The organism is Pseudomonas marincola (assembly GCF_900682675.2).
GTDB classification, from domain to species: Bacteria; Pseudomonadota; Gammaproteobacteria; order Pseudomonadales; family Pseudomonadaceae; genus Aquipseudomonas; species Aquipseudomonas marincola.
The window spans coordinates 774,594-795,002 of the sequence record NZ_LR215729.2 but is presented as its reverse complement, the minus strand read 5'-3'; the positions used below and the strand labels follow the sequence as shown (position 1 = coordinate 795,002).

Annotated in this window: 23 protein-coding genes; 3 read left to right on the top strand and 20 right to left on the bottom strand. The window is 56.2% G+C overall.

Annotated features, from left to right (window positions below):
• Window positions 1-9 precede the first annotated feature (9 nt).
• Both PMYSY11_RS03570 and PMYSY11_RS03565 read right to left on the bottom strand, forming a co-directional pair.
• Entirely contained in the window at window positions 10-1,371 is a 1,362-nt protein-coding gene (locus tag PMYSY11_RS03570; protein ID WP_150548327.1) for a MotA/TolQ/ExbB proton channel family protein, read from the bottom strand.
• Window positions 1,371-2,138, bottom strand: a complete 768-nt coding sequence (locus tag PMYSY11_RS03565; protein ID WP_090515053.1) for a DUF3450 domain-containing protein — start codon at window positions 2,136-2,138, stop codon at window positions 1,371-1,373. Before PMYSY11_RS03565 ends, PMYSY11_RS03570 begins: the two co-directional genes overlap by 1 nt.
• Window positions 2,139-2,324: 186 nt before the next feature.
• On the opposite strand from PMYSY11_RS03565, the gene PMYSY11_RS03560 reads away from it, so the two are divergent.
• The gene (locus PMYSY11_RS03560; RefSeq protein WP_150548326.1) at window positions 2,325-3,005 is read left to right on the top strand and encodes an OmpW/AlkL family protein; all 681 of its coding nucleotides are present in this window, start codon (window positions 2,325-2,327) and stop codon (window positions 3,003-3,005) included.
• Window positions 3,006-3,067: 62 nt separating this feature from the next.
• Here PMYSY11_RS03560 and PMYSY11_RS03555 read toward each other — a convergent pair whose 3' ends face one another.
• Window positions 3,068-3,997, bottom strand: a complete 930-nt coding sequence (locus PMYSY11_RS03555; protein WP_150548325.1) for an NAD-dependent epimerase/dehydratase family protein — start codon at window positions 3,995-3,997, stop codon at window positions 3,068-3,070.
• The gene (locus tag PMYSY11_RS03550; protein ID WP_150548324.1) at window positions 3,990-4,874 is read right to left on the bottom strand and encodes a sugar nucleotide-binding protein; all 885 of its coding nucleotides are present in this window, start codon (window positions 4,872-4,874) and stop codon (window positions 3,990-3,992) included. The genes PMYSY11_RS03555 and PMYSY11_RS03550 overlap by 8 nt, the downstream gene beginning before the upstream one ends.
• Window positions 4,875-5,166: 292 nt before the next feature.
• Here PMYSY11_RS03550 and PMYSY11_RS03545 point away from each other — a divergent pair, with 292 nt between their 5' ends.
• Window positions 5,167-5,628: a hypothetical protein gene (locus PMYSY11_RS03545; RefSeq protein ID WP_150548323.1), complete on the top strand. Its 462-nt coding sequence runs from the start codon at window positions 5,167-5,169 to the stop codon at window positions 5,626-5,628.
• 131 nt (window positions 5,629-5,759) lie between these two features.
• On the opposite strand, the gene PMYSY11_RS03540 is transcribed toward PMYSY11_RS03545, so the two are convergent.
• Window positions 5,760-6,251 carry a single-stranded DNA-binding protein gene (locus PMYSY11_RS03540; protein ID WP_069901973.1) on the bottom strand — a complete coding sequence of 164 codons (492 nt, stop codon included), beginning with the start codon at window positions 6,249-6,251 and terminating at the stop codon, window positions 5,760-5,762.
• A gap of 17 nt (window positions 6,252-6,268) precedes the next feature.
• Window positions 6,269-7,657: an MFS transporter gene (locus PMYSY11_RS03535; protein ID WP_150548322.1), complete on the bottom strand. Its 1,389-nt coding sequence runs from the start codon at window positions 7,655-7,657 to the stop codon at window positions 6,269-6,271.
• A 135-nt stretch (window positions 7,658-7,792) separates the two neighbouring features.
• On the opposite strand from PMYSY11_RS03535, the gene uvrA reads away from it, so the two are divergent.
• On the top strand, window positions 7,793-10,642 hold the full coding sequence (gene uvrA, locus PMYSY11_RS03530; protein WP_069901971.1) for an excinuclease ABC subunit UvrA: 2,850 nt from the start codon (window positions 7,793-7,795) through the stop codon (window positions 10,640-10,642).
• Window positions 10,643-10,710: 68 nt separating this feature from the next.
• Here uvrA and bfr read toward each other — a convergent pair whose 3' ends face one another.
• The 14 genes from bfr to rplR all read right to left on the bottom strand — a co-directional run bounded on the left by bfr (window position 10,711) and on the right by rplR (window position 20,406).
• A complete protein-coding gene (gene bfr / locus PMYSY11_RS03525) occupies window positions 10,711-11,175 on the bottom strand; it encodes a bacterioferritin (protein WP_069901970.1) in 465 nt (154 codons plus the stop codon).
• Window positions 11,176-11,283: 108 nt separating this feature from the next.
• Window positions 11,284-12,729, bottom strand: a complete 1,446-nt coding sequence (locus tag PMYSY11_RS03520; RefSeq protein ID WP_150548321.1) for a catalase — start codon at window positions 12,727-12,729, stop codon at window positions 11,284-11,286.
• A gap of 184 nt (window positions 12,730-12,913) precedes the next feature.
• Complete coding sequence (locus PMYSY11_RS03515) at window positions 12,914-14,293, bottom strand: Na+/H+ antiporter NhaC family protein (protein ID WP_069901968.1); 1,380 nt, start codon at window positions 14,291-14,293, stop codon at window positions 12,914-12,916.
• 164 nt (window positions 14,294-14,457) lie between these two features.
• Window positions 14,458-14,844, bottom strand: coding sequence for a 50S ribosomal protein L17 (gene rplQ / locus PMYSY11_RS03510; protein ID WP_069901967.1), 387 nt, complete (start codon window positions 14,842-14,844; stop codon window positions 14,458-14,460).
• 42 nt (window positions 14,845-14,886) lie between these two features.
• Entirely contained in the window at window positions 14,887-15,888 is a 1,002-nt protein-coding gene (locus tag PMYSY11_RS03505) for a DNA-directed RNA polymerase subunit alpha (RefSeq protein ID WP_069901966.1), read from the bottom strand.
• A gap of 22 nt (window positions 15,889-15,910) precedes the next feature.
• Window positions 15,911-16,531 (bottom strand): 30S ribosomal protein S4, encoded by a 621-nt coding sequence (rpsD, locus tag PMYSY11_RS03500; RefSeq protein ID WP_069901965.1) that lies wholly within the window; start codon window positions 16,529-16,531, stop codon window positions 15,911-15,913.
• A gap of 17 nt (window positions 16,532-16,548) precedes the next feature.
• On the bottom strand, window positions 16,549-16,938 hold the full coding sequence (gene rpsK / locus PMYSY11_RS03495) for a 30S ribosomal protein S11 (protein WP_013789773.1): 390 nt from the start codon (window positions 16,936-16,938) through the stop codon (window positions 16,549-16,551).
• A gap of 30 nt (window positions 16,939-16,968) precedes the next feature.
• On the bottom strand, window positions 16,969-17,325 hold the full coding sequence (rpsM, locus tag PMYSY11_RS03490; protein ID WP_010487012.1) for a 30S ribosomal protein S13: 357 nt from the start codon (window positions 17,323-17,325) through the stop codon (window positions 16,969-16,971).
• A 133-nt stretch (window positions 17,326-17,458) separates the two neighbouring features.
• Window positions 17,459-17,575 (bottom strand): 50S ribosomal protein L36, encoded by a 117-nt coding sequence (rpmJ, locus tag PMYSY11_RS03485; protein ID WP_002555468.1) that lies wholly within the window; start codon window positions 17,573-17,575, stop codon window positions 17,459-17,461.
• 28 nt (window positions 17,576-17,603) lie between these two features.
• Complete coding sequence (gene secY, locus PMYSY11_RS03480) at window positions 17,604-18,932, bottom strand: preprotein translocase subunit SecY (protein WP_069901964.1); 1,329 nt, start codon at window positions 18,930-18,932, stop codon at window positions 17,604-17,606.
• A complete protein-coding gene (gene rplO / locus PMYSY11_RS03475; protein WP_069901963.1) occupies window positions 18,933-19,367 on the bottom strand; it encodes a 50S ribosomal protein L15 in 435 nt (144 codons plus the stop codon).
• Between the two features lie 2 nt (window positions 19,368-19,369).
• Window positions 19,370-19,549, bottom strand: a complete 180-nt coding sequence (rpmD, locus tag PMYSY11_RS03470) for a 50S ribosomal protein L30 (protein ID WP_010487007.1) — start codon at window positions 19,547-19,549, stop codon at window positions 19,370-19,372.
• A gap of 2 nt (window positions 19,550-19,551) precedes the next feature.
• Complete coding sequence (gene rpsE, locus PMYSY11_RS03465; protein ID WP_069901962.1) at window positions 19,552-20,052, bottom strand: 30S ribosomal protein S5; 501 nt, start codon at window positions 20,050-20,052, stop codon at window positions 19,552-19,554.
• Between the two features lie 3 nt (window positions 20,053-20,055).
• Window positions 20,056-20,406, bottom strand: a complete 351-nt coding sequence (gene rplR / locus PMYSY11_RS03460) for a 50S ribosomal protein L18 (protein ID WP_069901961.1) — start codon at window positions 20,404-20,406, stop codon at window positions 20,056-20,058.
• Window positions 20,407-20,409: the final 3 nt, after the last annotated feature.

The following is a 20,409-nucleotide window of genomic DNA, read 5'->3' as shown; positions in this document are numbered from 1 at the left end:
CCGTAGACTTCACTCACGACGCGGTGCTCCGGACAAATGCAGGGCAATCAGGCCGGCGCTTTGTTGCTCAAGCAGTTGGATCAGATTTTTGCTGCGGCTGGCCAGCAAGGTGTGCAGGAACAGCAGCGGGATTGCCACCAACAAGCCCAGCACGGTGGTGACCAGCGCCTGCGAAATACCGTCGGCCATTAGTCGCGAGTCGCCGCCACCGCCCTGAGTAATCGCCTGGAAGGTGACGATCATCCCGGTGACCGTACCCAGCAAGCCCAGCAGCGGCGCAACTGCACTCAGCAGTTTGAGCAGGCCCTGGCCTTTCTCCAGCGGCGGAGTTTCGAGCATGATCGCCTCGTCGAGTTTCAACTCCAGCGTCTCCAGATCCGACAGCTGCGGCTTGGCGCCGAGCACGCCAATCACCCGGCCCAGCGGGTTGTCATCACGCGGCGCACTCAGGTCACGCATCTGCGCACTCACGCCACGTCCGGCACGCCCCAGAACAGCCATGCGCCACAGCGCAAGCAGCAAACCAACAACGCCCAGCGCGACAATCACCCAACCCACCAGGCCGCCTTGTTGCAAGCGATCCCACGGCGTCGGTTGACGCTGCAACTGCGCCAGCAAGGTGCCACGAGTCGGGTCAATCGGCAGTACGCCCAAGGCCTCTTTGCTTTGCAGGTAATCACTCACCAACGCTTGCCCGGAAGGCTGACGCGCCGGAGTCAGGAGGTTCTGGGTGTCGGCATCGAAACGCAGGAATGCATCGTCGTCGAACGCCGAAAACGCCCCAACGCGCAGTACCTGCTTCTCGCTGCGCGTGCCGTCGGCAGCAACAACCGGCAACTTCACCCGCGCAACCTGACCACTCGCGGTAAGGTCTTCAAGCAGCAGCATCCAGTAAGCTTCTAGATCTTGCGCGGCCGGCAAGGTGCGGCTTTTCGCCAGATTATTCAGACGCTCCAGACGCTCGGGGAATTGCGCATTGAGCAGGCTGTCTTGCCATTGCCCGGCCACATCGCCAGCGCTCTGACGGACCACGCCGAACAGTTCGCCCAAGTGACCTACGCGTTGGTTGAGCAGTTTTTCCTGCTCTGCCAACTGGGTTTCCTGAAGGTCGAATTCGGCTTTCAAGCGAGCCGCTTCGGCTTGCTGCTGGCTCAGTGCCGCCTTGGCTTTACTGAGCATTTGCGCACGCTCAGCGCTTTCGCTGATAAACGCCTTTTCGCGCGCCTGCATAGCCGTTACTTCACTGGCACGATCACTGCGAATGCGTTGCAGCAATTGTTCAGGGCTGAGTACTTCGTTGGCCGAGGCCATTATTGGCAGCAGGCTGAGCAAGAGCGCGCCGAGCAGATTTCGCTGAATGACAGGACGCATTAATGGCTCTCCCCAACCAAGGTTTTGACAGGTAACTCAAGCAACGCCGGCGCCTCTTCCTGACGGGCAATCGCCAACGCCTGGTGCAACGGACGCCGTGCAGCGTTATCGAGCACCTGCCAGCTTTGTGCCTGCGGATTCCACCAGCCACTTTCACGGCCGTCGAGTGTTTGGTAATAAAGCATTGCGCGCCCCAGGCGCAGGAACTCGACATTGCGCGTGCCGCCCTCTACAGGCAGCTCACCACGCCAGGCTTCAAGCGTGCGACCGTAATCGCTCTCGACTTGATAGGCCTCCAGAATGCGCCGGTATTTTTCCGCCAGACTGATGTCGGCTCGCGGCATCATTTCCTCAAGTTGAGCGAGGCGATCTGCACGCTCTTGCGGCAAGAACGGTACGTCGGCCGCAATGAACTCACCCAGCACCTCAACCATTTGCCGCATCAACGGCGTCACGGCTTCCTGCGTGCGCTCGATCCCGTCGAGTTGGGCCTGATAACCCTCAAGCTCTTTGCGCTGAGCTTCAACCAGCTCGCGCAGTTGTTGGTTGTAGCCTTTCAGGGCTTCGGCTTGTTGTACGGCATCGCGGTACTCACCGAGCATTTCACGGCTGCTGTCATCAAGCTTTTCGATGCGCGCTTGCGAGGCTTTGGCGTCTTGAGCCAGCCCTTGGCTTTCATCGAGTGCATTGTCGAGCGGTGCCGCAACGAGCGTGCCGCTAGATAGCAGCATGGCCGCAATGAGCGCACGAAGAGGATGGGGGTTCATGCAGTTTCCTTGACAGATACGCGAAGTACTAAAGATAACCATTATCATCTAGACGCGCAGGCAAAGGCAATCCATTAGTCGAGATTGGGCAGAATGCCATCCTATTGAGCTGGATCAACAAGCGCTTTTTACCAAGCCTTATGCTTATTCCATTCCCGATTTACAGCAACTCGATGGAGTTAATTAATGAATAAGCAACTGTTTGCAGCTCCCCTTCTTGCGCTCGCCATGGTTGCACCGTTCGCTCAGGCGCACGAAGCCGGTGACATCATCGTTCGTGCCGGTGCAATTACCGTTGACCCGCACGAAGACAGCTCAGGCATTGGCAGCCCGCTGGGTGACCTGGGTGGTCACGCAACTGTTGATAGCAGCACCCAGCTCGGTTTGAACTTCGCTTACATGATGACCGACCACTTGGGCCTCGAATTGCTGGCAGCCACCCCGTTCTCGCATGACATCGGCGTATCCGGCCTGCCCGGCGGCCTGGCCGGCCTCAACGGCAACCTCGGCGACGTTAAGCAACTGCCGCCTACCCTGAGCCTGGTTTATTACCCGCTGGACAAGAACTATGCGTTCCAGCCTTACGTCGGCATCGGCATCAACTACACCGCGTTTTACGATGCTTCGACTTCAGGCTCCGCAGAAGCCAAAGGTTTCAGCAATCTTGACGTCAGCGACTCATGGGGTGCGTCCGCGCAGATCGGCGCCGACTACATGATCAATGACAACTGGATGATCAACGGCCAGATCCGTTACATCGATATCGACACCAACGCCCACGTTGACCTGGCCGGTGTCGGCAACCTGAAAGTGAACGTTGACGTTGATCCATGGGTTTACATGGTCGGCCTCGGCTACAAGTTCTGAGAATAATCTCAGGCACAAAAAAACCGGCTCAGTGCCGGTTTTTTTTGCTGCGAAGAAAGTGACTAAAGCCCCAGCAGGTTTTTCAGACCTTGCTTGATCGAGGTTTGCTCAGGCATTTGATAACGCGACTGCAAACGCGTGTTATCGGCGCGTGAGTGACGAATGTCGCCGGCACGCGGCGCCTTATAACTCACCTCGGGCAAACCGCCAAACAATTCGCCAATCGACTCGAGCAGTTGATTGAGGCTGGTGGTTTGATTCCAGCCGACATTCAGCGCATCAACGCCGACGTCAGACGTCTTCAGGCCTTGCATCAGCAGGGCGACCAAATCAGCCACATAGAAGAAATCGCGGGTTTGTTCACCATCGCCAAACACGCTGATCGGCAAATTTTGCTGAGCGCGCTGGGTGAAGATACTGATCACCCCGGAATAAGGTGACGAAGGGTCCTGACGCGGGCCGAAGATGTTGAAGAAGCGAAAAATCGCCGGCTCCAGACCGTGCTCACGGCGATAAAAGTCCAGATAGTACTCACTGGCCAATTTATCTGACGCATAAGGCGTGAGCGGCGCTTTGGCGGTTTCCTCGACAATCGACTGGCCCTGACCGTTGCTGCCATAAATTGCTGCACTCGAGGCGAACACGACGCGCTTGAGTCCATGCAGGCGCATGGCTTCACAGATATTCAGGGTGCCGACGAAGTTGCTTTGATGCGTACTCACCGGGTCATCCACCGACGCCTGCACCGAGGCAACTGCCGCCAGGTGTACGACCGCAGCACAACCGGCAACAGCATCGCTAACAACGGCTGCGTCGGCGACATCGCCCTGGATAAACTGCAGTCGCGGGTTATCCAGCGGCAGGTTGTCGCGCTTGCCCATCGACAGATTGTCGAGCACGCGCACGCTGCGCCCTTCAGCCAGCAGTGCATCAACCAGATGTGAGCCGATGAAACCGGCCCCACCCGTAACAAGAACAGGTAAATCAGACATGGCGGTAGTAATAGTCCAGTAGATTAGGCAGTCCCGCACGCCAGGCGCGGGGTTTTATGCCGAAGGTATGAAGGATTTTTTTGCAAGCCAACACCGCATGCTGCGGCTCTTCGGACGCATCAGGGCGTGCGACGTGGGCTTGCGGGGTGATTTCCTCAACCAAACTACTGCGGAAGTTACGCGCCTCACTCAGGGCAGCCTGCCCTAACGCCAGCGAGGTTGTCGCCTCGTGGCCGCCGTAGTGGTAAGTCCCCCACAGCGGAGTCATGCAATCCAGTTGCTTGAGTACCGCGAGTATCACCCGCGCGGCGTCATCAATTGGCGTCGGATTACCGCGCCGGTCATCTGCCAGATACAACGCTTCATCACGCTCGGCGCGGCTCAGGAAACGCCCCAGCAACCCCTCAGGGGTGCCATCCAGAAGCCAGCCAAAGCGCAACAGCACATGCCGCGGGCAGGTAGCGCGGACACTTTGCTCAAGGTATCGCATGGCCTGACCATGCAAGCCCAAAGGTGCAGGGTCGTCTTTTTCACTGTAAGCAGTCGCTCGCGAGCCATCGAATACGCGATAGCTAGAAGGCTGAATCAGCATGATTTCATGGTGCTTGCACAACTCAGCCAGACGCTCGACCGCCCGCTGCTGCTCGTTGAAGCGCGCAGGGGTCACCGTCTCGGCCTGAAACCAGTCGAAGTAATACGCCAGATTGATCAGGGCATCCGGGCGAGTCTCATCGAGCAACTGAGTCAGGCTGGCAGCATCCCAACCCGACTCCGGCGGCTTGGGTGCCAGAAAGCCAATGTCTTCCTCGGCGCCCTGCTGAATCAGCGCCTGCCCCAGCACATTGCCACCACCTAACAGCATCAAACGCATTCGCATAATCGATAGCTATCTCAGCAATCAGTACGGTTATAAATAAGAGAAAGCTAACAAAGCTTCTGTGAGGTCACATAACTTGCATACTAAAGCTCAGGCGAGCAAAAACAAAATCAGGTCACATGAAAACGCCCACTTAACGCGGGCAGATAAAGTATCACATGACCCACGTCAGTTTAGTTTGATTAAGTCGCGCTATTGCCGGGTCGCCACGCCCATCGCCGCCCTTCGGATGGCACGGGTCAAGTCCGGATTATTGATTACGCTTAGGTAACCTTCAAAAAGGATCAACATCATGCGCATAAATACACTACTGGTTGGCGCGGTTGTTTCATTGGTTTGCCTGAACGCCAACGCGATTGACAGCAAATACCGGGAGAAACTCGAACGCTCCGGGTGCACTCAGATATCCGAGATGCAAGGCTGCGACATCAATAAAACCAAAGCCGAAAATGCCAAAGCGGGTTACGGCAGCAGCCAGACCGAAGCCACCCCAAAAGCCAGTACTGGGCACGGTGACCGACAGCTGACGGCCGTAAGTGACGAAGGACTAACCGTCGCGAAAATCCGTATCGACGCGAAAAATCAGGTCTGGGTCAACGGCAAGTCGGTGAAAGCCAAACACACTGGCGGCGCGCTGCATTTCCAGCAAGGCATGATCACCTACACCGTAACCGACAATCCCGATGCCGCCAGCTTCTGGATGGACACCGATGCGGGCACCAAGGGCGACATCAAGGCCCAAAGTGGCATGTAAGCGCGATCAGCCCCACTCAACGCTGCACTGCGCGTGCAATGAGTGTCGCCATTTCAATTGAGCAGAAACGATGAAGCCCCCGTAAACGGAGGCTTCATCAACAGCTTTTAGATGATTACATCATCCGTTACTTAGAACGGGATGTCGTCATCGAAGCTGTCGTAGTCAGCGGCTGGCTGTGGAGCCGGCGCAGGACGTGGCGCAGCCTGAGGCTGTGGTGCACGCTGTTGCGGCGCAGGACGCTGCTGACGTGGAGCGGAATCACCACTATCGTTGTTCGGACGACCGCCGAGCAGTTGCATGGTGCCTTGCATGTCGACCACGATTTCGGTGGTGTAACGCTTGATACCGTCTTTTTCCCACTCACGGGTCTGCAGCTTGCCTTCGATGTAGACCTGCGAACCTTTACGCAGATACTCGCCAGCAATTTCAGCCACTTTGCCGAACATTGAAACGCGGTGCCATTCGGTCTTCTCGACCTTCTGTCCGGTTTGCTTGTCGGTCCACTGCTCACTGGTAGCCAGGCTCAGGTTGGTAACCGCGTTACCGTTTGGCAGGTAGCGGGTCTCCGGATCTTGTCCGCAGGTACCGACCAGAATGACTTTGTTAACCCCACGGGCCATAACGTTCTCCTAAGCTTTCAGCTCATCACCGGGGCTGATCCAATCAAGCGATCCAGTGACGGGCGATCCAATTGTTGAGTATCCACTTTGATGTAGATGGCTGACTCATCGGCCACTACTACAGCATCCGCCACACCGGGCTCTGCCATTAAACGTTCGACCAATCCGACATCTTGCAGCGAGGCTGCGCTCAACGGCAAGCGCAGGCTGGTTACGTATGGAGGTTCCTTCATATTAACAGCAAAGATGAGCCAAAGAAGCGCCATTGCCGCACACCCGATGAATACACCTGAAAGTCCGTAATGCTGATACATCCAGCCACCGACAATGCCACCAATCGCGGCCCCGAGAAATTGGCTGGTCGAGTACACGCCCATCGCGGTGCCCTTGCCGCCTGCTGGGGCCACCTTACTGATTAACGATGGCAGCGAAGCCTCGAGCAGGTTGAATGCGGTGAAGAACACGACCTGACCGATCACCAGCGCTTGCAGGCTCGTGCCGAACTCGAAGAAATAAAGCTCGCACAGCATCAGCACCGCGACTGCGCCGACCAGCACGCGCTTCATCTGGCGTTTTTTCTCGGCATAGATAATGAACGGCACCATGCCGAAGAAGCCGATCAGCAAGGCGGTCAGGTACACCCACCAGTGCTGCTCTTTAGGCAAGTTACCCTGTTCAACCAGCGCCAGCGGCAGCGCTACAAAGCTCGCCATGAGAATGGCGTGCAGGGCCAGAATCCCCAGATCGAGGCGCAGCAGATCCGGATTTTTCAGGGTCGGGATCAGCGCTTGCTTGGCCACGCCCGACTCACGGTGCTGCAGCGGTCCTGCAGAAGACGGCACCACAAAGGCAATAATCAATATGCCGACAATCGCCAGACCAGCGGTCGCCAAAAATAATCCGGAGAGTCCGAATGCGCGCGTCAGCAACGGCCCGACCACCATCGCCACGGCGAACGACAGGCCAATACTCATGCCGATCATGGCCATCGACTTGGTTCGGTGTTGCTCGCGTGTGAGGTCCGAAAGCAAGGCCATGACCGCCGCAGAAATAGCGCCTGCGCCTTGCAGCACGCGGCCTGCAATAACACCCCAGATAGAATCCGCGCCTGCGGCCAGCACACTGCCGGCGGCAAAAATCAGCAGCCCGAGATAGATAACCGGACGCCGGCCGATACGATCAGAAATCACCCCGAACGGGATTTGGAAAAAGGCCTGAGTCAGGCCGTATGCGCCAATGGCCAAACCGATAAGCGCGGGCGTACTGCCCTTGAGGTCCATTCCATAGGTTGCTAACACCGGCAAAACCATGAACATGCCGAGCATACGAAAGGCAAAAACCATTGCCAGACCACCCGCCGCACGGGTTTCGCTACCACTCATACGCTCGCTGTGCAGATCGTGCATTGAATTGACCCTATTCGAACAAGCCGACGATTCTACCAGTCATCTAACCTGCGGCACAGGAGCGCACTTTGCCGCAGGGGGCGTACCGGCCGTATACTTGATCGTTTCTCCGCCCGCCAAGCGAGGCCGCTGTTTGTGGACAAGATTCTGATACGTGGGGCTAGAACCCATAACCTGAAGAATATCGACCTGACTCTGCCGCGGGACAAGCTGATTGTCATCACCGGCTTGTCTGGCTCGGGCAAGTCATCACTGGCGTTCGACACGCTTTATGCAGAAGGCCAGCGCCGTTACGTCGAATCACTTTCGGCGTATGCCCGCCAATTCCTGTCGATGATGGAAAAACCCGACGTCGACACGATCGAAGGTTTGTCGCCGGCTATCTCAATCGAGCAAAAGTCGACATCGCACAACCCGCGATCGACTGTCGGCACAATCACCGAAATCTACGACTACCTGCGTCTGCTGTATGCACGCGCGGGTATTCCGCGCTGCCCGGATCACGACGTTCCGCTGGAGGCGCAAACCGTCAGCCAGATGGTTGATCAGGCGTTGGCATTGCCAGAAGGCAGCAAGTTGATGCTGCTGGCGCCAGTTGTGCGCGAGCGCAAAGGTGAGCACCTCTCGGTATTCGAGGAGCTGCGCGCCCAGGGTTTTGTGCGTGCCCGCATCAATGGCCGGCTGCATGAGCTTGACGAGCTGCCCAAGCTGGATAAACAGAAGAAGCACAGCATTGATGTGGTCGTTGACCGTTTCAAGGTGCGTGCCGACCTGCAACAGCGCCTGGCCGAGTCGTTCGAGACCGCGCTGAATCTGGCTGACGGTATTGCGCTCATCGCGCCAATGGATGACGAAGACAGCGACCTCAAAGAGATTATCTTCTCCGCCCGTTTCGCCTGCCCGCATTGCGGCCATTCGATCAGCGAGCTTGAGCCGAAGCTGTTCTCGTTCAACAACCCCGCAGGCGCCTGCCCTTCTTGCGACGGCCTGGGTGTTAAGCAATTCTTCGACACCAAGCGCCTGATCAACGGCGAGATGACCTTGGCCGAAGGCGCGATTCGAGGCTGGGACCGGCGCAACGTTTATTACTTCCAGATGCTCGGCTCGCTGTCGGCGCATTACGGTTTCAGCCTGGAAATACCTTTCGACGATCTCAGTGCCGAGCATCAGAAAGTCATTCTGTTCGGCAGCGGCACGCAAGCGGTTGATTTCCGCTACCTCAATGATCGTGGCGATATCGTTAAACGCTCGCACCCGTTCGAAGGCATCGTGCCGAACCTCGATCGCCGCTACCGCGAGACAGAATCAAGCAGCGTGCGCGAAGAACTCGGCAAGCTGCTCAGCACCCAACCGTGCCCGGACTGTTGCGGTGCGCGCCTGCGCCGTGAAGCCCGCCATGTGTGGGTCGGTGAACGCACGCTGCCGGCGGTGACCGGTTTGCCGATTGGCGATGCGGCTGAATATTTCAGCAGCCTTACCCTGCCCGGCCGCCGTGGTGAAATTGCCGACAAGATTCTCAAAGAGATCTGCCAGCGCCTGCAGTTTCTGGTCAACGTCGGTCTCGATTACCTGACGCTTGATCGCAGCGCCGACACGCTTTCGGGCGGTGAAGCACAGCGTATTCGTCTGGCCAGCCAGATTGGCGCCGGTCTGGTCGGGGTGATGTACATCCTCGACGAGCCGTCGATTGGCCTGCATCAGCGCGACAACGAGCGCCTGCTCGGCACGCTGCGCCATCTGCGCGACATCGGCAACACGGTAATTGTTGTCGAGCACGACGAAGACGCCATTCGCATGGCTGATTACGTGGTTGATATCGGCCCGGGTGCCGGCGTGCACGGCGGTCGTATCGTTGCCGAAGGCACTGCGGCCGAGGTGATGGCGCATCCGGATTCGCTGACCGGAAAATACCTTTCGGGCCGGGTCAAGATCGCCGTGCCGAACAAGCGCACGCCGCCAAACCGTAAACAGTTGCTGAAGATCAAAGGCGCTCGCGGCAACAACCTGCGCAACGTCAATCTGGAAATTCCAATTGGCCTGCTGACGTGCGTCACCGGCGTTTCCGGTTCGGGTAAATCGACACTGATCAACAACACACTTTACCCGTTGAGCGCCACTGCACTGAACGGTGCGACGACGCTGGAAGCCTCGGCACATGACAGCTGCGATGGTTTGCAGCATCTGGATAAAGTCGTCGACATCGACCAAAGCCCAATTGGTCGTACGCCGCGCTCGAACCCGGCCACGTACACCGGCTTGTTCACACCAATTCGTGAACTGTTTGCCGGCGTGCCGGAATCGCGCTCACGCGGTTACGGGCCGGGCCGCTTCTCGTTCAACGTCAAGGGTGGACGCTGTGAAGCCTGCCAGGGCGATGGGGTGATCAAGGTCGAAATGCACTTCCTGCCGGATATCTATGTGCCGTGCGACGTGTGCAAGGGCAAGCGCTACAACCGTGAAACCCTGGAAGTGAAGTACAAGGGCAAGAGCATCACCGAGGTGCTCGACATGACCATCGAGGAAGCCCGTGACTTCTTCGACGCCGTGCCGGCCCTGTCGCGCAAACTGCAAACCCTGATTGATGTGGGCCTGTCTTACATCAAGCTTGGCCAGAGCGCGACGACGTTGTCTGGCGGTGAAGCGCAGCGGGTCAAGCTGTCGCGTGAGCTGTCCAAGCGCGACACGGGCAAGACTCTGTATATCCTCGATGAGCCGACCACAGGCCTGCACTTTGCGGATATTCAGCAGCTACTCGAAGTCCTCCATCGCCTGCGTGACCACGGCAACACCGTCGTGGTGATCGAGCACAACCTCGACGTGATCAAGACTGCCGACTGGCTGGTGGATCTCGGCCCCGAGGGCGGCTCAAAAGGTGGCCAGATCATTGCCGTCGGCACACCTGAAGAAGTCGCCGGCATGGAGCAGTCACACACTGGCCACTTCCTCAAACCACTGCTTGAGCGTGACCGCGACCAGCCCGCCTGAGGTAAACCGCAGGCAATAAAAATCCCCCGCACGCCAAGCCTGCGGGGGGTTTTTTTGCGCCTTGAAAACTACATCTGCGATTGCAGGTAGTTCTCCAGACCGATCTTCTCGATCAGTTGCAGCTGGATTTCCAGCCAATAGGCATGATCCTCTTCGGTGTCTTTAAGCTGCGCCAACAGGATATCGCGGCTGGTGTAGTCCTGATGCTTTTCGCACAAGGCCATGCCTTTACACAATGCAGCACGCACATGGTACTCAAGCTTTAGATCAAGCTTGAGCATCTCAGGCACGTTCTTACCGAAGGTGAAAGCATCCGGGGCCATGTCCGGCGTGCCTTCGAGGAAAAGAATCCGCTTGAGCAATGCATCCGCATGCTGGGTTTCTTCTTCCATCTCGTGATTGATGCGTTCATAGAGCTTGCTGTAGCCCCAGTCTTCATAAAAGCGCGAGTGAATGAAGTACTGATCACGCGCAGCGAGTTCGCCTTTGAGCAGCGTTTTCAGATAAGAAATGACTTCGGCGTGGCCTTTCATGGGGCAAATCCTTGCACGTGAAACTGAATATAGCGCCAATGCTCCGCTCATCAGCCGGTTGGGTCAAGCAAAACGCCCCCATAACGGGGGCGCTCACTGAAGCATAGTTTAGTTATTGGCTTTTAGTGCGGCCCGAACGCCATTGCCGTAGTCGGCATGCACAAGGTCGAAGTGAGCCAGCTGCCGCTCGACAATGAACTCAGGCACTCCTGCCATCGCGCCGGCGATATTTTTGAACAAGCGCTGCTTCTGCGCATCATCGAACAAGGCGAACAGCGCCCGCGGCTGGCTGTAATCATCGTTACCTTCGCGATGGTTGAAGCGGTCAGCGTCACCCTCGAGTGGCAGCGGCGGCTCGGCATATTCAGGCGCCTCGACCGGACCGTTGAACGAGTTCGGCTCGTAGTAGGCATCCGCATTAGGATTGTTCGGCATAAAGCGCATGGCGCCGTCCTTGTGGTAATGGTGCACCGGGTTCTTCGGCGCGTTCACCGGCAACGCTTCGTAATGCGTACCCAAACGGTAGCGGTGCGCATCGGCATACGAGAACACCCGGGCCTGGAGCATCTTGTCTGGCGAGAAACCAATGCCAGGGATGATGTTCGAAGGCGAGAATGCGGCTTGCTCGATTTCGGCGAAATAGTTTTCCGGGTTACGGTTGAGTTCCATGATGCCGACCTCGATCAGTGGAAACTCGCCATGCGGCCAGACCTTGGTCAGATCGAACGGATTGAACGAGGTGTGCTTCGCTTGCTCCTCGGTCATCACCTGAATGCACATACGCCATTTCGGGAAGTCACCCTTCTCGATGCTGTAGAACAGGTCTTCCTGTGTGGTTTCGCGGCTGTTGCCGACCACTGTGCTCGCCTCGGCATTGGTCCAGTGCTTGTGGCCTTGCAGGGTTTTGAAGTGGAACTTGACCCACACCCGCTGGTTATCAGCGTTGAGCATGCTGTAGGTATGCGAACCGTAGCCATTAATGTGGCGCACATCGGTTGGCAGGCCGCGATCCGACATCAAAATCGTCACCTGGTGCAGGCTTTCTGGCGACAACGACCAGAAGTCCCACATGGCGGTCGGCGAGCGCAGATTGGTTTTTGGGTGACGCTTCTGGGTGTGGATAAAATCCGGGAATTTCAGCGGGTCACGCACGAAGAACACCGGCGTGTTATTACCCACCAGATCCCAGTTGCCTTCATCGGTGTAGAACTTCAAGGCGAAGCCGCGTACATCGCGCTCGGCGTCTGCTGCGCCCTGCTCGCCCGCTACAGTCGAGAAACGTGCGAGCATCTGGGTTTTACTGCCCACTTCAGCGAACAGTTTGGCTTTGGTGTATTGGCTGATATCGTGAGTAACAGTAAGCGTACCGAAAGCGCCCCAGCCCTTGGCGTGCACAACACGCTCAGGGATACGCTCACGGTTCTGGTGAGCGAGCTTTTCGATCAACTGATAGTCTTGAAGCAACAAGGGGCCGCGCGGACCCGCACTCAGTGAGTTCTGGTTATCGGCAATCGGGTTACCGGCACTGGTGGTCTGGATGGTCTTATAGGTCATGGCATCGCTCCTTGTTTGCGACTTATTGCTGGCTAACCAGCGATGAATCAAGAATAAGTACAAACCAGTCGCGGCTCTAATTTATTAAACCCAACGCATCATTAGCTTTTAACTATCGAACTCCATTGGTTAGCGACACAAAAAAACGGGCACTCGGCCCGTTTTTTTGGAGTACAGCGCAGTATCAGGCCATCAGCAAGAAGCCGACAAATGCCAGGGAGGCAGCAATCAGCGCATAAGGCAACTGAGTCACCGCGTGGCTAATCAGGTCACAACCCGAGCCTTGCGCCGCCAGTACGGTCGAATCGCTGTAGAAGCACGCCTGGCTGCCGAAAGCAGAGGCAGAGAGCAAGGCACCCAAAACCAGCGGGATGTCAGCATCCAGCGCATGAGCCAATGGCATTACGATCGGAATCGTCACGGCAAAGATGCCCCAGGACGAGCCAGTAGCGAACGCCAGAATAGCCATCGACAGGAAGACGATTGCCGGCATCATTTGCGGGGTCATGTATGGCTTGAGCGAGTCGATCACGTACAGGGAAAGATGCAACTGATCACAGACTTCTTTAAACACGAAGGCAGCGATTACAGTGCCGATCGCCGGAAGCATGGTTTTGAAACCATCCATCATCTCTTCGAACATTTCGGACATCGGCATCAGGCGCTGGATCAGATAGAACGGCACGATGAAAACCAAAGTGGCCAGCATGCCTTTCCACACATCGATGTCGAAGTAGACGGTAGCAGCAACGAGGAACAACAGCGGCGCGAGGAAGTTATAGAGCTTGCCACCCTCTTTGTCCGCGTGCTCCATCTCGGCTTCAACAGCCTTCATCGAGTAGTTGTGCTCAGGCGCGAACTCACCAACGTGCATGGCACCGGCAGAGCCGTGACGGGCGAGATTCTCCGCTTTGCGCATCGGACCAAAAGCCGGGACCACGCCCATGCACACCAGAATCACCAGAATTACAGACAACCAGGCGTAGAACATGTAAGGGATGGCTTGCATGTAAACCGACACACCTTGACCGGCATCGGCAACGCCATTACTTTCGAGCAGGCCGCCAAAGAACACCGCCCAGGTCGACAACGGAACCAGTACGCAAACCGGTGCCGCCGTGGAGTCCACTACATAGGCGAGCATTTCGCGGGAAATCTTGAAGCGGTCAGTTACACGCTTCATGGTCTCGCCGACGGTGAGCGCATTGAGGTAATCGTCGATAAAGATCACCAAGCCCAATACGCAGGTCATCAGCAGGGAGGAACGACGTCCCTTGCACAGCTTCAGCGCTGAACGACCGAAAGCCAAGGCACCGCCAGTGCGAACCAACAAGGCGATAAGGGCACCAAAGCTGCCGCAGACCAGGATCAACCAGCCAATGGTTTCGTCCTGCATCACCTTGAGGGAAATGTCGGAAAAATTACCCAGCGCTTGCTCAGGGGATATCAGCAGAAGACCAGCCACTGCACCAATGATGAGGGCGAAGATCGGGCGGCGCAGCCAAATGGCCAGGACCAGCACGACCGCAGGAGGGATAAGGCTTAAAGCAGAAGGTTCGGGCATGATGTGCTTTTTCTTATGGGGGCCGAATACGGCGTTTCAAGTTCGGGCTGCACCATACCCGAGCTTGTTCCCGCACACAATATCAAACACGACGTGCGGAATAATCTCCACTTCAAAAACAAAAAAGCCGGGCTAAAAGCCCGGCTCTTTCGATGATCTACAGCTTACTCAGCAGCTTCTACAGAACCACCGACCGGACGGTCAACCAGTTCTACGTAAGCCATCGGAGCATTATCGCCAGCGCGGAAACCGCACTTGAGAATACGCAGGTAACCGCCCTGACGGGTGGCGTAGCGCTTGCCCAGATCGTTAAACAGCTTACCAACGATGGCTTTCGAACGAGTACGGTCGAAGGCCAGACGGCGGTTAGCAACGCTGTCTTCTTTAGCCAAAGTGATCAGCGGCTCGGCAACGCGGCGCAGCTCTTTAGCTTTCGGAAGAGTAGTTTTGATCAGCTCGTGCTCGAACAGCGATACCGCCATGTTTTGAAACATGGCCTTGCGGTGAGCGCTAGTGCGGCTGAGGTGACGGCCACTTTTACGATGACGCATGGTTCAATTCCTTACCAAACTCACGTTCGGTGATGATGACGATCAGGCAGTCGCCTTATCGTCTTTCTTCAGACTTGCCGGCGGCCAGTTGTCGAGGCGCATACCGAGGGACAGACCGCGAGAAGCCAGAACATCCTTGATTTCAGTCAGGGATTTCTTGCCCAGGTTCGGGGTTTTCAACAGCTCTACTTCGGTGCGCTGAATCAGATCACCAATGTAGTAGATGTTTTCTGCCTTGAGGCAGTTAGCCGAACGTACGGTCAATTCCAGGTCATCTACTGGGCGAAGCAGGATCGGATCGATCTCGTCTTCTTGTTCGATCACAACAGGTTCGCTGTCGCCTTTGAGGTCGACGAACGCTGCCAACTGCTGCTGCAGAATGGTAGCGGCACGACGAATGGCCTCTTCAGGGTCCAGAGTACCGTTGGTCTCCAGGTCGATGACCAGCTTGTCCAAGTTGGTACGCTGCTCAACACGAGCGTTTTCCACCACGTATGAGATGCGACGAACAGGGCTGAACGAAGCGTCAAGCTGCAAGCGACCAATGCTGCGGCTTTCGTCTTCATCGCTCTGACGGCTGTCTGCTGGCTCATAGCCGCGACCACGAGCTACGGTGAGCTTCATGTTCAGCGCGCCATTGCTGGCCAGGTTGGCAATCACGTGGTCGCCATTAACGATTTCAACATCATGATCCAGCTGAATATCGGCAGCGGTAACTACGCCCGAGCCCTTTTTCGCCAGAGTCAGTGTCACTTCGTCACGGCCATGCAGCTTAACAGCCAGACCTTTAAGGTTGAGCAGGATTTCAATTACGTCTTCCTGAACACCTTCGATTGCGCTGTACTCGTGGAGCACACCATCAATCTCGGCCTCGACTACTGCACAGCCAGGCATGGAGGACAACAAGATGCGACGCAACGCATTGCCCAGGGTATGGCCAAAGCCACGCTCGAGAGGCTCGAGAGTGATCTTGGCGCGGGTCGGACTGACCACCTGCACATCAATATGGCGGGGGGTCAGGAACTCATTTACCGAAATCTGCATGGATACACCTATTTTCTAGCCCTTACTTGGAGTAGAGCTCGACAATCAGGCTTTCGTTGATGTCAGCGGAGAGGTCACTACGAACAGGAACGGCTTTGAAAACGCCAGACTTGTTTGCGGTGTCTACTTCTACCCATTCAACGCGGCCGCGCTGTGCACACAGTTCAAGAGCTTGAACAATACGCAGCTGATTCTTCGATTTCTCACGTACTGCAACGACGTCACCAGCTTTAACCTGGAAAGACGGAACGTTTACAGTCTTACCGTTTACGCTGATCGCCTTGTGCGATACCAGCTGACGGGATTCAGCGCGGGTAGCGCCGTAGCCCATACGGTAAACAACGTTATCCAGACGGCACTCGAGCAGTTGCAGAAGGTTCTCACCAGTAGCGCCTTTCTTGCCGGCTGCTTCTTTGTAATAACCGCTGAACTGACGCTCAAGTACGCCATAGATACGACGAACTTTTTGCTTCTCACGCAGCTGAGTGCCGTAGTCAGACTGACGGCTACGGCGCTGACCGTGGATACCTGGGGCTGCTTCGATGTTGCACTTCGATTCCAGAGCGCGTACGCCACTCTTCAGGAAAAGATCAGTGCCTTCACGACGAGACAGTTTGCATTTGGGACCAATGTAACGAGCCATTTCTCACTGTCTCCTGATTACACGCGACGCTTCTTCGAAGGACGGCATCCGTTGTGCGGGATGGGCGTCACATCGGTGATGCTGGCGATCTTGTAACCGCAGCCGTTCAATGCACGGACAGCGGACTCACGGCCGGGACCTGGACCTTTGACGTTAACGTCGAGGTTCTTCAGGCCGTATTCCAGCGCAGCTTGACCAGCACGTTCTGCAGCCACCTGGGCAGCAAACGGAGTGCTCTTACGTGAACCGCGGAAACCTGAACCACCGGAGGTAGCCCAAGACAGAGCGTTGCCCTGACGGTCAGTAATGGTCACGATTGTGTTGTTAAAAGAAGCGTGGATATGGGCGATGCCATCAACCACCGTCTTTTTGACTTTCTTACGAGTACGAGCAGCAGGTTTAGCCATGATTAAATTCCTGTCGATTCGCTAATGCGATTACTTGCGGATCGGCTTACGCGGGCCCTTACGGGTACGCGCGTTGGTCTTGGTACGCTGACCGCGAACCGGAAGACCGCGACGATGACGCAGGCCGCGATAGCAACCCAGATCCATCAAGCGCTTGATTTTCATGTTCACTTCACGACGCAGGTCGCCTTCGGTATTCACCTTGGCAACTTCGCCACGCAGCTGCTCGATCTGCTCGTCAGAGAGATCTTTGATCTTTGCAGCCGGGTTAACCCCGGTCGCAGCACAGATTTTCTGTGCAGTAGTGCGACCAACACCAAAGATGTAGGTCAGCGAGATAACAGTGTGTTTGTTATCCGGAATGTTTACGCCTGCAATACGGGCCATTCAGTGGAACTCCAATTGACAGCTACCTACGCCCCGGAAGCCAAGAATAAGGGCGCGAGATATTAACGCTGTAGAAACAAATAATCAACCCGGCAGCGCACTAGCTGCCGGGCTTATTACGCAACAATCACACTCAGCCTTGGCGCTGTTTGTGACGCGGTTCCGCGCTGCAGATCACTCGCACGACACCTTCGCGACGAATAATTTTGCAGTTACGGCACAGCTTTTTCACTGATGCACGAACTTTCATCACCAACTCCTCGAACCTTATGGACACATTAGCGGAGCATGCCGCTGCCGTAGCCCTTCAGGTTGGCTTTCTTCATCAGGGATTCGTACTGGTGTGAAACGAGGTGCGATTGTACTTGGGACATAAAGTCCATAACAACCACTACCACGATCAGCAACGAGGTCCCGCCAAGGTAGAACGGAACGTTTGCCGCAACCACCAGGAACTGGGGCAGCAGGCACACGGCCGTCATGTACAGAGCACCGAACAGGGTCAAACGAGTCAGAACGCTATCAATGTAACGTGCCGACTGCTCACCTGGACGGATGCCTGGAATAAAGGCACCGGACTTCTTCAGGTTTTCCGCTACGTCTTTCGGATTGAACATCAATGCTGTGTAGAAGAAGCAGAAGAAAACGATCCCTGCACTAAACAGCAAAATGTTCAACGGCTGACCAGGAGCGATAGCCTGTGAAATATCCTGCAGCCAGCCCATACCTTCGGACTGACCAAACCAGGACCCCAGCGATGCCGGGAACAACAGAAGGCTGCTAGCGAAAATAGCCGGGATAACCCCTGCCATGTTCACCTTCAGCGGCAAGTGGCTAGTCTGCGCGGCAAAGACCTTACGGCCCTGCTGACGCTTGGCGTAGTGCACCGCAATGCGACGCTGACCACGCTCAATGAACACCACAAAACCGATGATCGCTACTGCCAGCAGACCGATGGCGACAAGGGCGAAGATATTGATATCGCCCTGACGAGCAGACTCGAAAGACTGCCCAATCGCCCGCGGCAGACCGGCTACGATGCCTGCAAAAATCAGCATCGAAATACCGTTACCAACACCACGCTCGGTGATTTGCTCGCCCAGCCACATCATGAACATCGCGCCTGCGACGAACGTAGTGACCGCTACAAAGTAGAAGCTAAAGCCATCAGCGAACGCGACGCCCTGGCTCGCCAAACCAACGGACATGCCGATAGCTTGAACGAATGCCAGGACGAGAGTGCCGTAGCGGGTGTATTGGCTGATCTTACGACGACCAGCCTCACCTTCCTTCTTCAACTGCTCCAGCTGTGGGCTGACAGCGCTCATGAGCTGCATGATGATCGACGCCGAAATGTACGGCATGATCCCCAGTGCAAAAATACTCATGCGCTCCAGCGCACCGCCGGAAAACATGTTGAACAAGCTAAGAATGGTCCCCTCATTCTGTCGAAACAGGTCCGCCAGCCGATCAGGGTTGATGCCGGGCACAGGGATGTGTGCGCCTATCCGATAGACGATAATCGCCATGAACAGAAAGCGCAGACGAGCCCAGAGCTCGGATAACCCGCCATTGCTGAGCGCTGAGAGAGCACCTTGCTTAGCCATTTATTCCTCGAACTTACCGCCAGCTGCTTCGATAGCCGCGCGCGCACCTTTGGTGGCGGCGATACCTTTAAGGGTGACTGCACGAGTAATCTCGCCGGACAGCATGACTTTTACACGCTGTACGTTTTGATTAATCAGGTCAGCATCCTTCAGCGCCTGCAGAGTAACTACGTCGCCTTCGATCTTGTTCAGCTCGGAAGTACGCACTTCTGCGCGATCCATAGCCTTCAAAGAAACGAAACCAAACTTAGGAAGACGACGGTGCAGTGGCTGCTGGCCGCCTTCAAAACCCGGAGCAATGGAACCACCGGAGCGGGAGGTTTGACCTTTGTGGCCGCGGCCACCAGTCTTACCCAAACCACTACCGATACCACGACCCGGACGGTGCTTCTCACGACGGGAACCCGGCGCAGGACTCAAATCATTCAGGTACATAATTAACCCTCCACACGGAGAAGGTAATAAGCCTTGTTCATCATGCCGCGATTTTCCGGAGTATCCAGAACTTCAACGGTGTGATTGATGCGACGCAGGCCGAGACCCTTGACGCAGGCTTTGTGATTAGCCAGACGGCCGTTCACGCTTTTGATCAGCGTGACTTTAACGGTATTAGCCATGATTAGAGAATCTCCTCGACGCTCTTGCCACGCTTGGCCGCAACGGAGTCCGGAGACTGCATAGCACGCAGACCCTTGAACGTAGCGTGAACCACGTTTACCGGGTTAGTCGAGCCGTAGCACTTGGCCAGAACGTTCTGCACACCAGCAACTTCGAGAACAGCACGCATAGCGCCGCCAGCGATGATACCGGTACCTTCAGAAGCAGGCTGCATGTACACCTTGGAGGCGCCATGAGCAGCTTTCATCGCGTACTGCAGAGTAGTACCGTTCAGATCAACGGTGATCATGTTGCGACGCGCAGCTTCCATCGCCTTTTGAATGGCAGCAGGAACTTCGCGGGATTTACCACGGCCGAAACCTACGCGACCTTTACCATCACCTACCACGGTCAACGCGGTGAAAGTGAAGATGCGGCCACCCTTAACGGTTTTAGCTACACGGTTAACCTGCACCAATTTCTCGATGTAGCCTTCGTCGCGCTTTTGGTCGTTATTTGACATAACTTAGAACTCCAGCCCGCCTTCACGAGCAGCATCAGCCAGCGCCTTAACGCGGCCGTGGTACTTGAAGCCAGAACGGTCGAATGCAACCTGAGTTACACCAGCGGCTTTCGCGCGCTCGGCAACCAGCTCACCAACTTTCTTGGCTGCGTCGATGTTGCCAGTGGCGCCATCACGCAGTGCTTTGTCCAAGGTTGAGGCGCTGGCCAGAACCTTGCTGCCGTCGGCCGAAATGACCTGGGCATAGATGTGCTGCGAAGAGCGATACACGCAGAGACGCACGACTTCGAGTTCGTGCATTTTCAGACGTGCTTTGCGAGCGCGGCGCAGTCGAGTAACGTTTTTGTCGGTCATTTG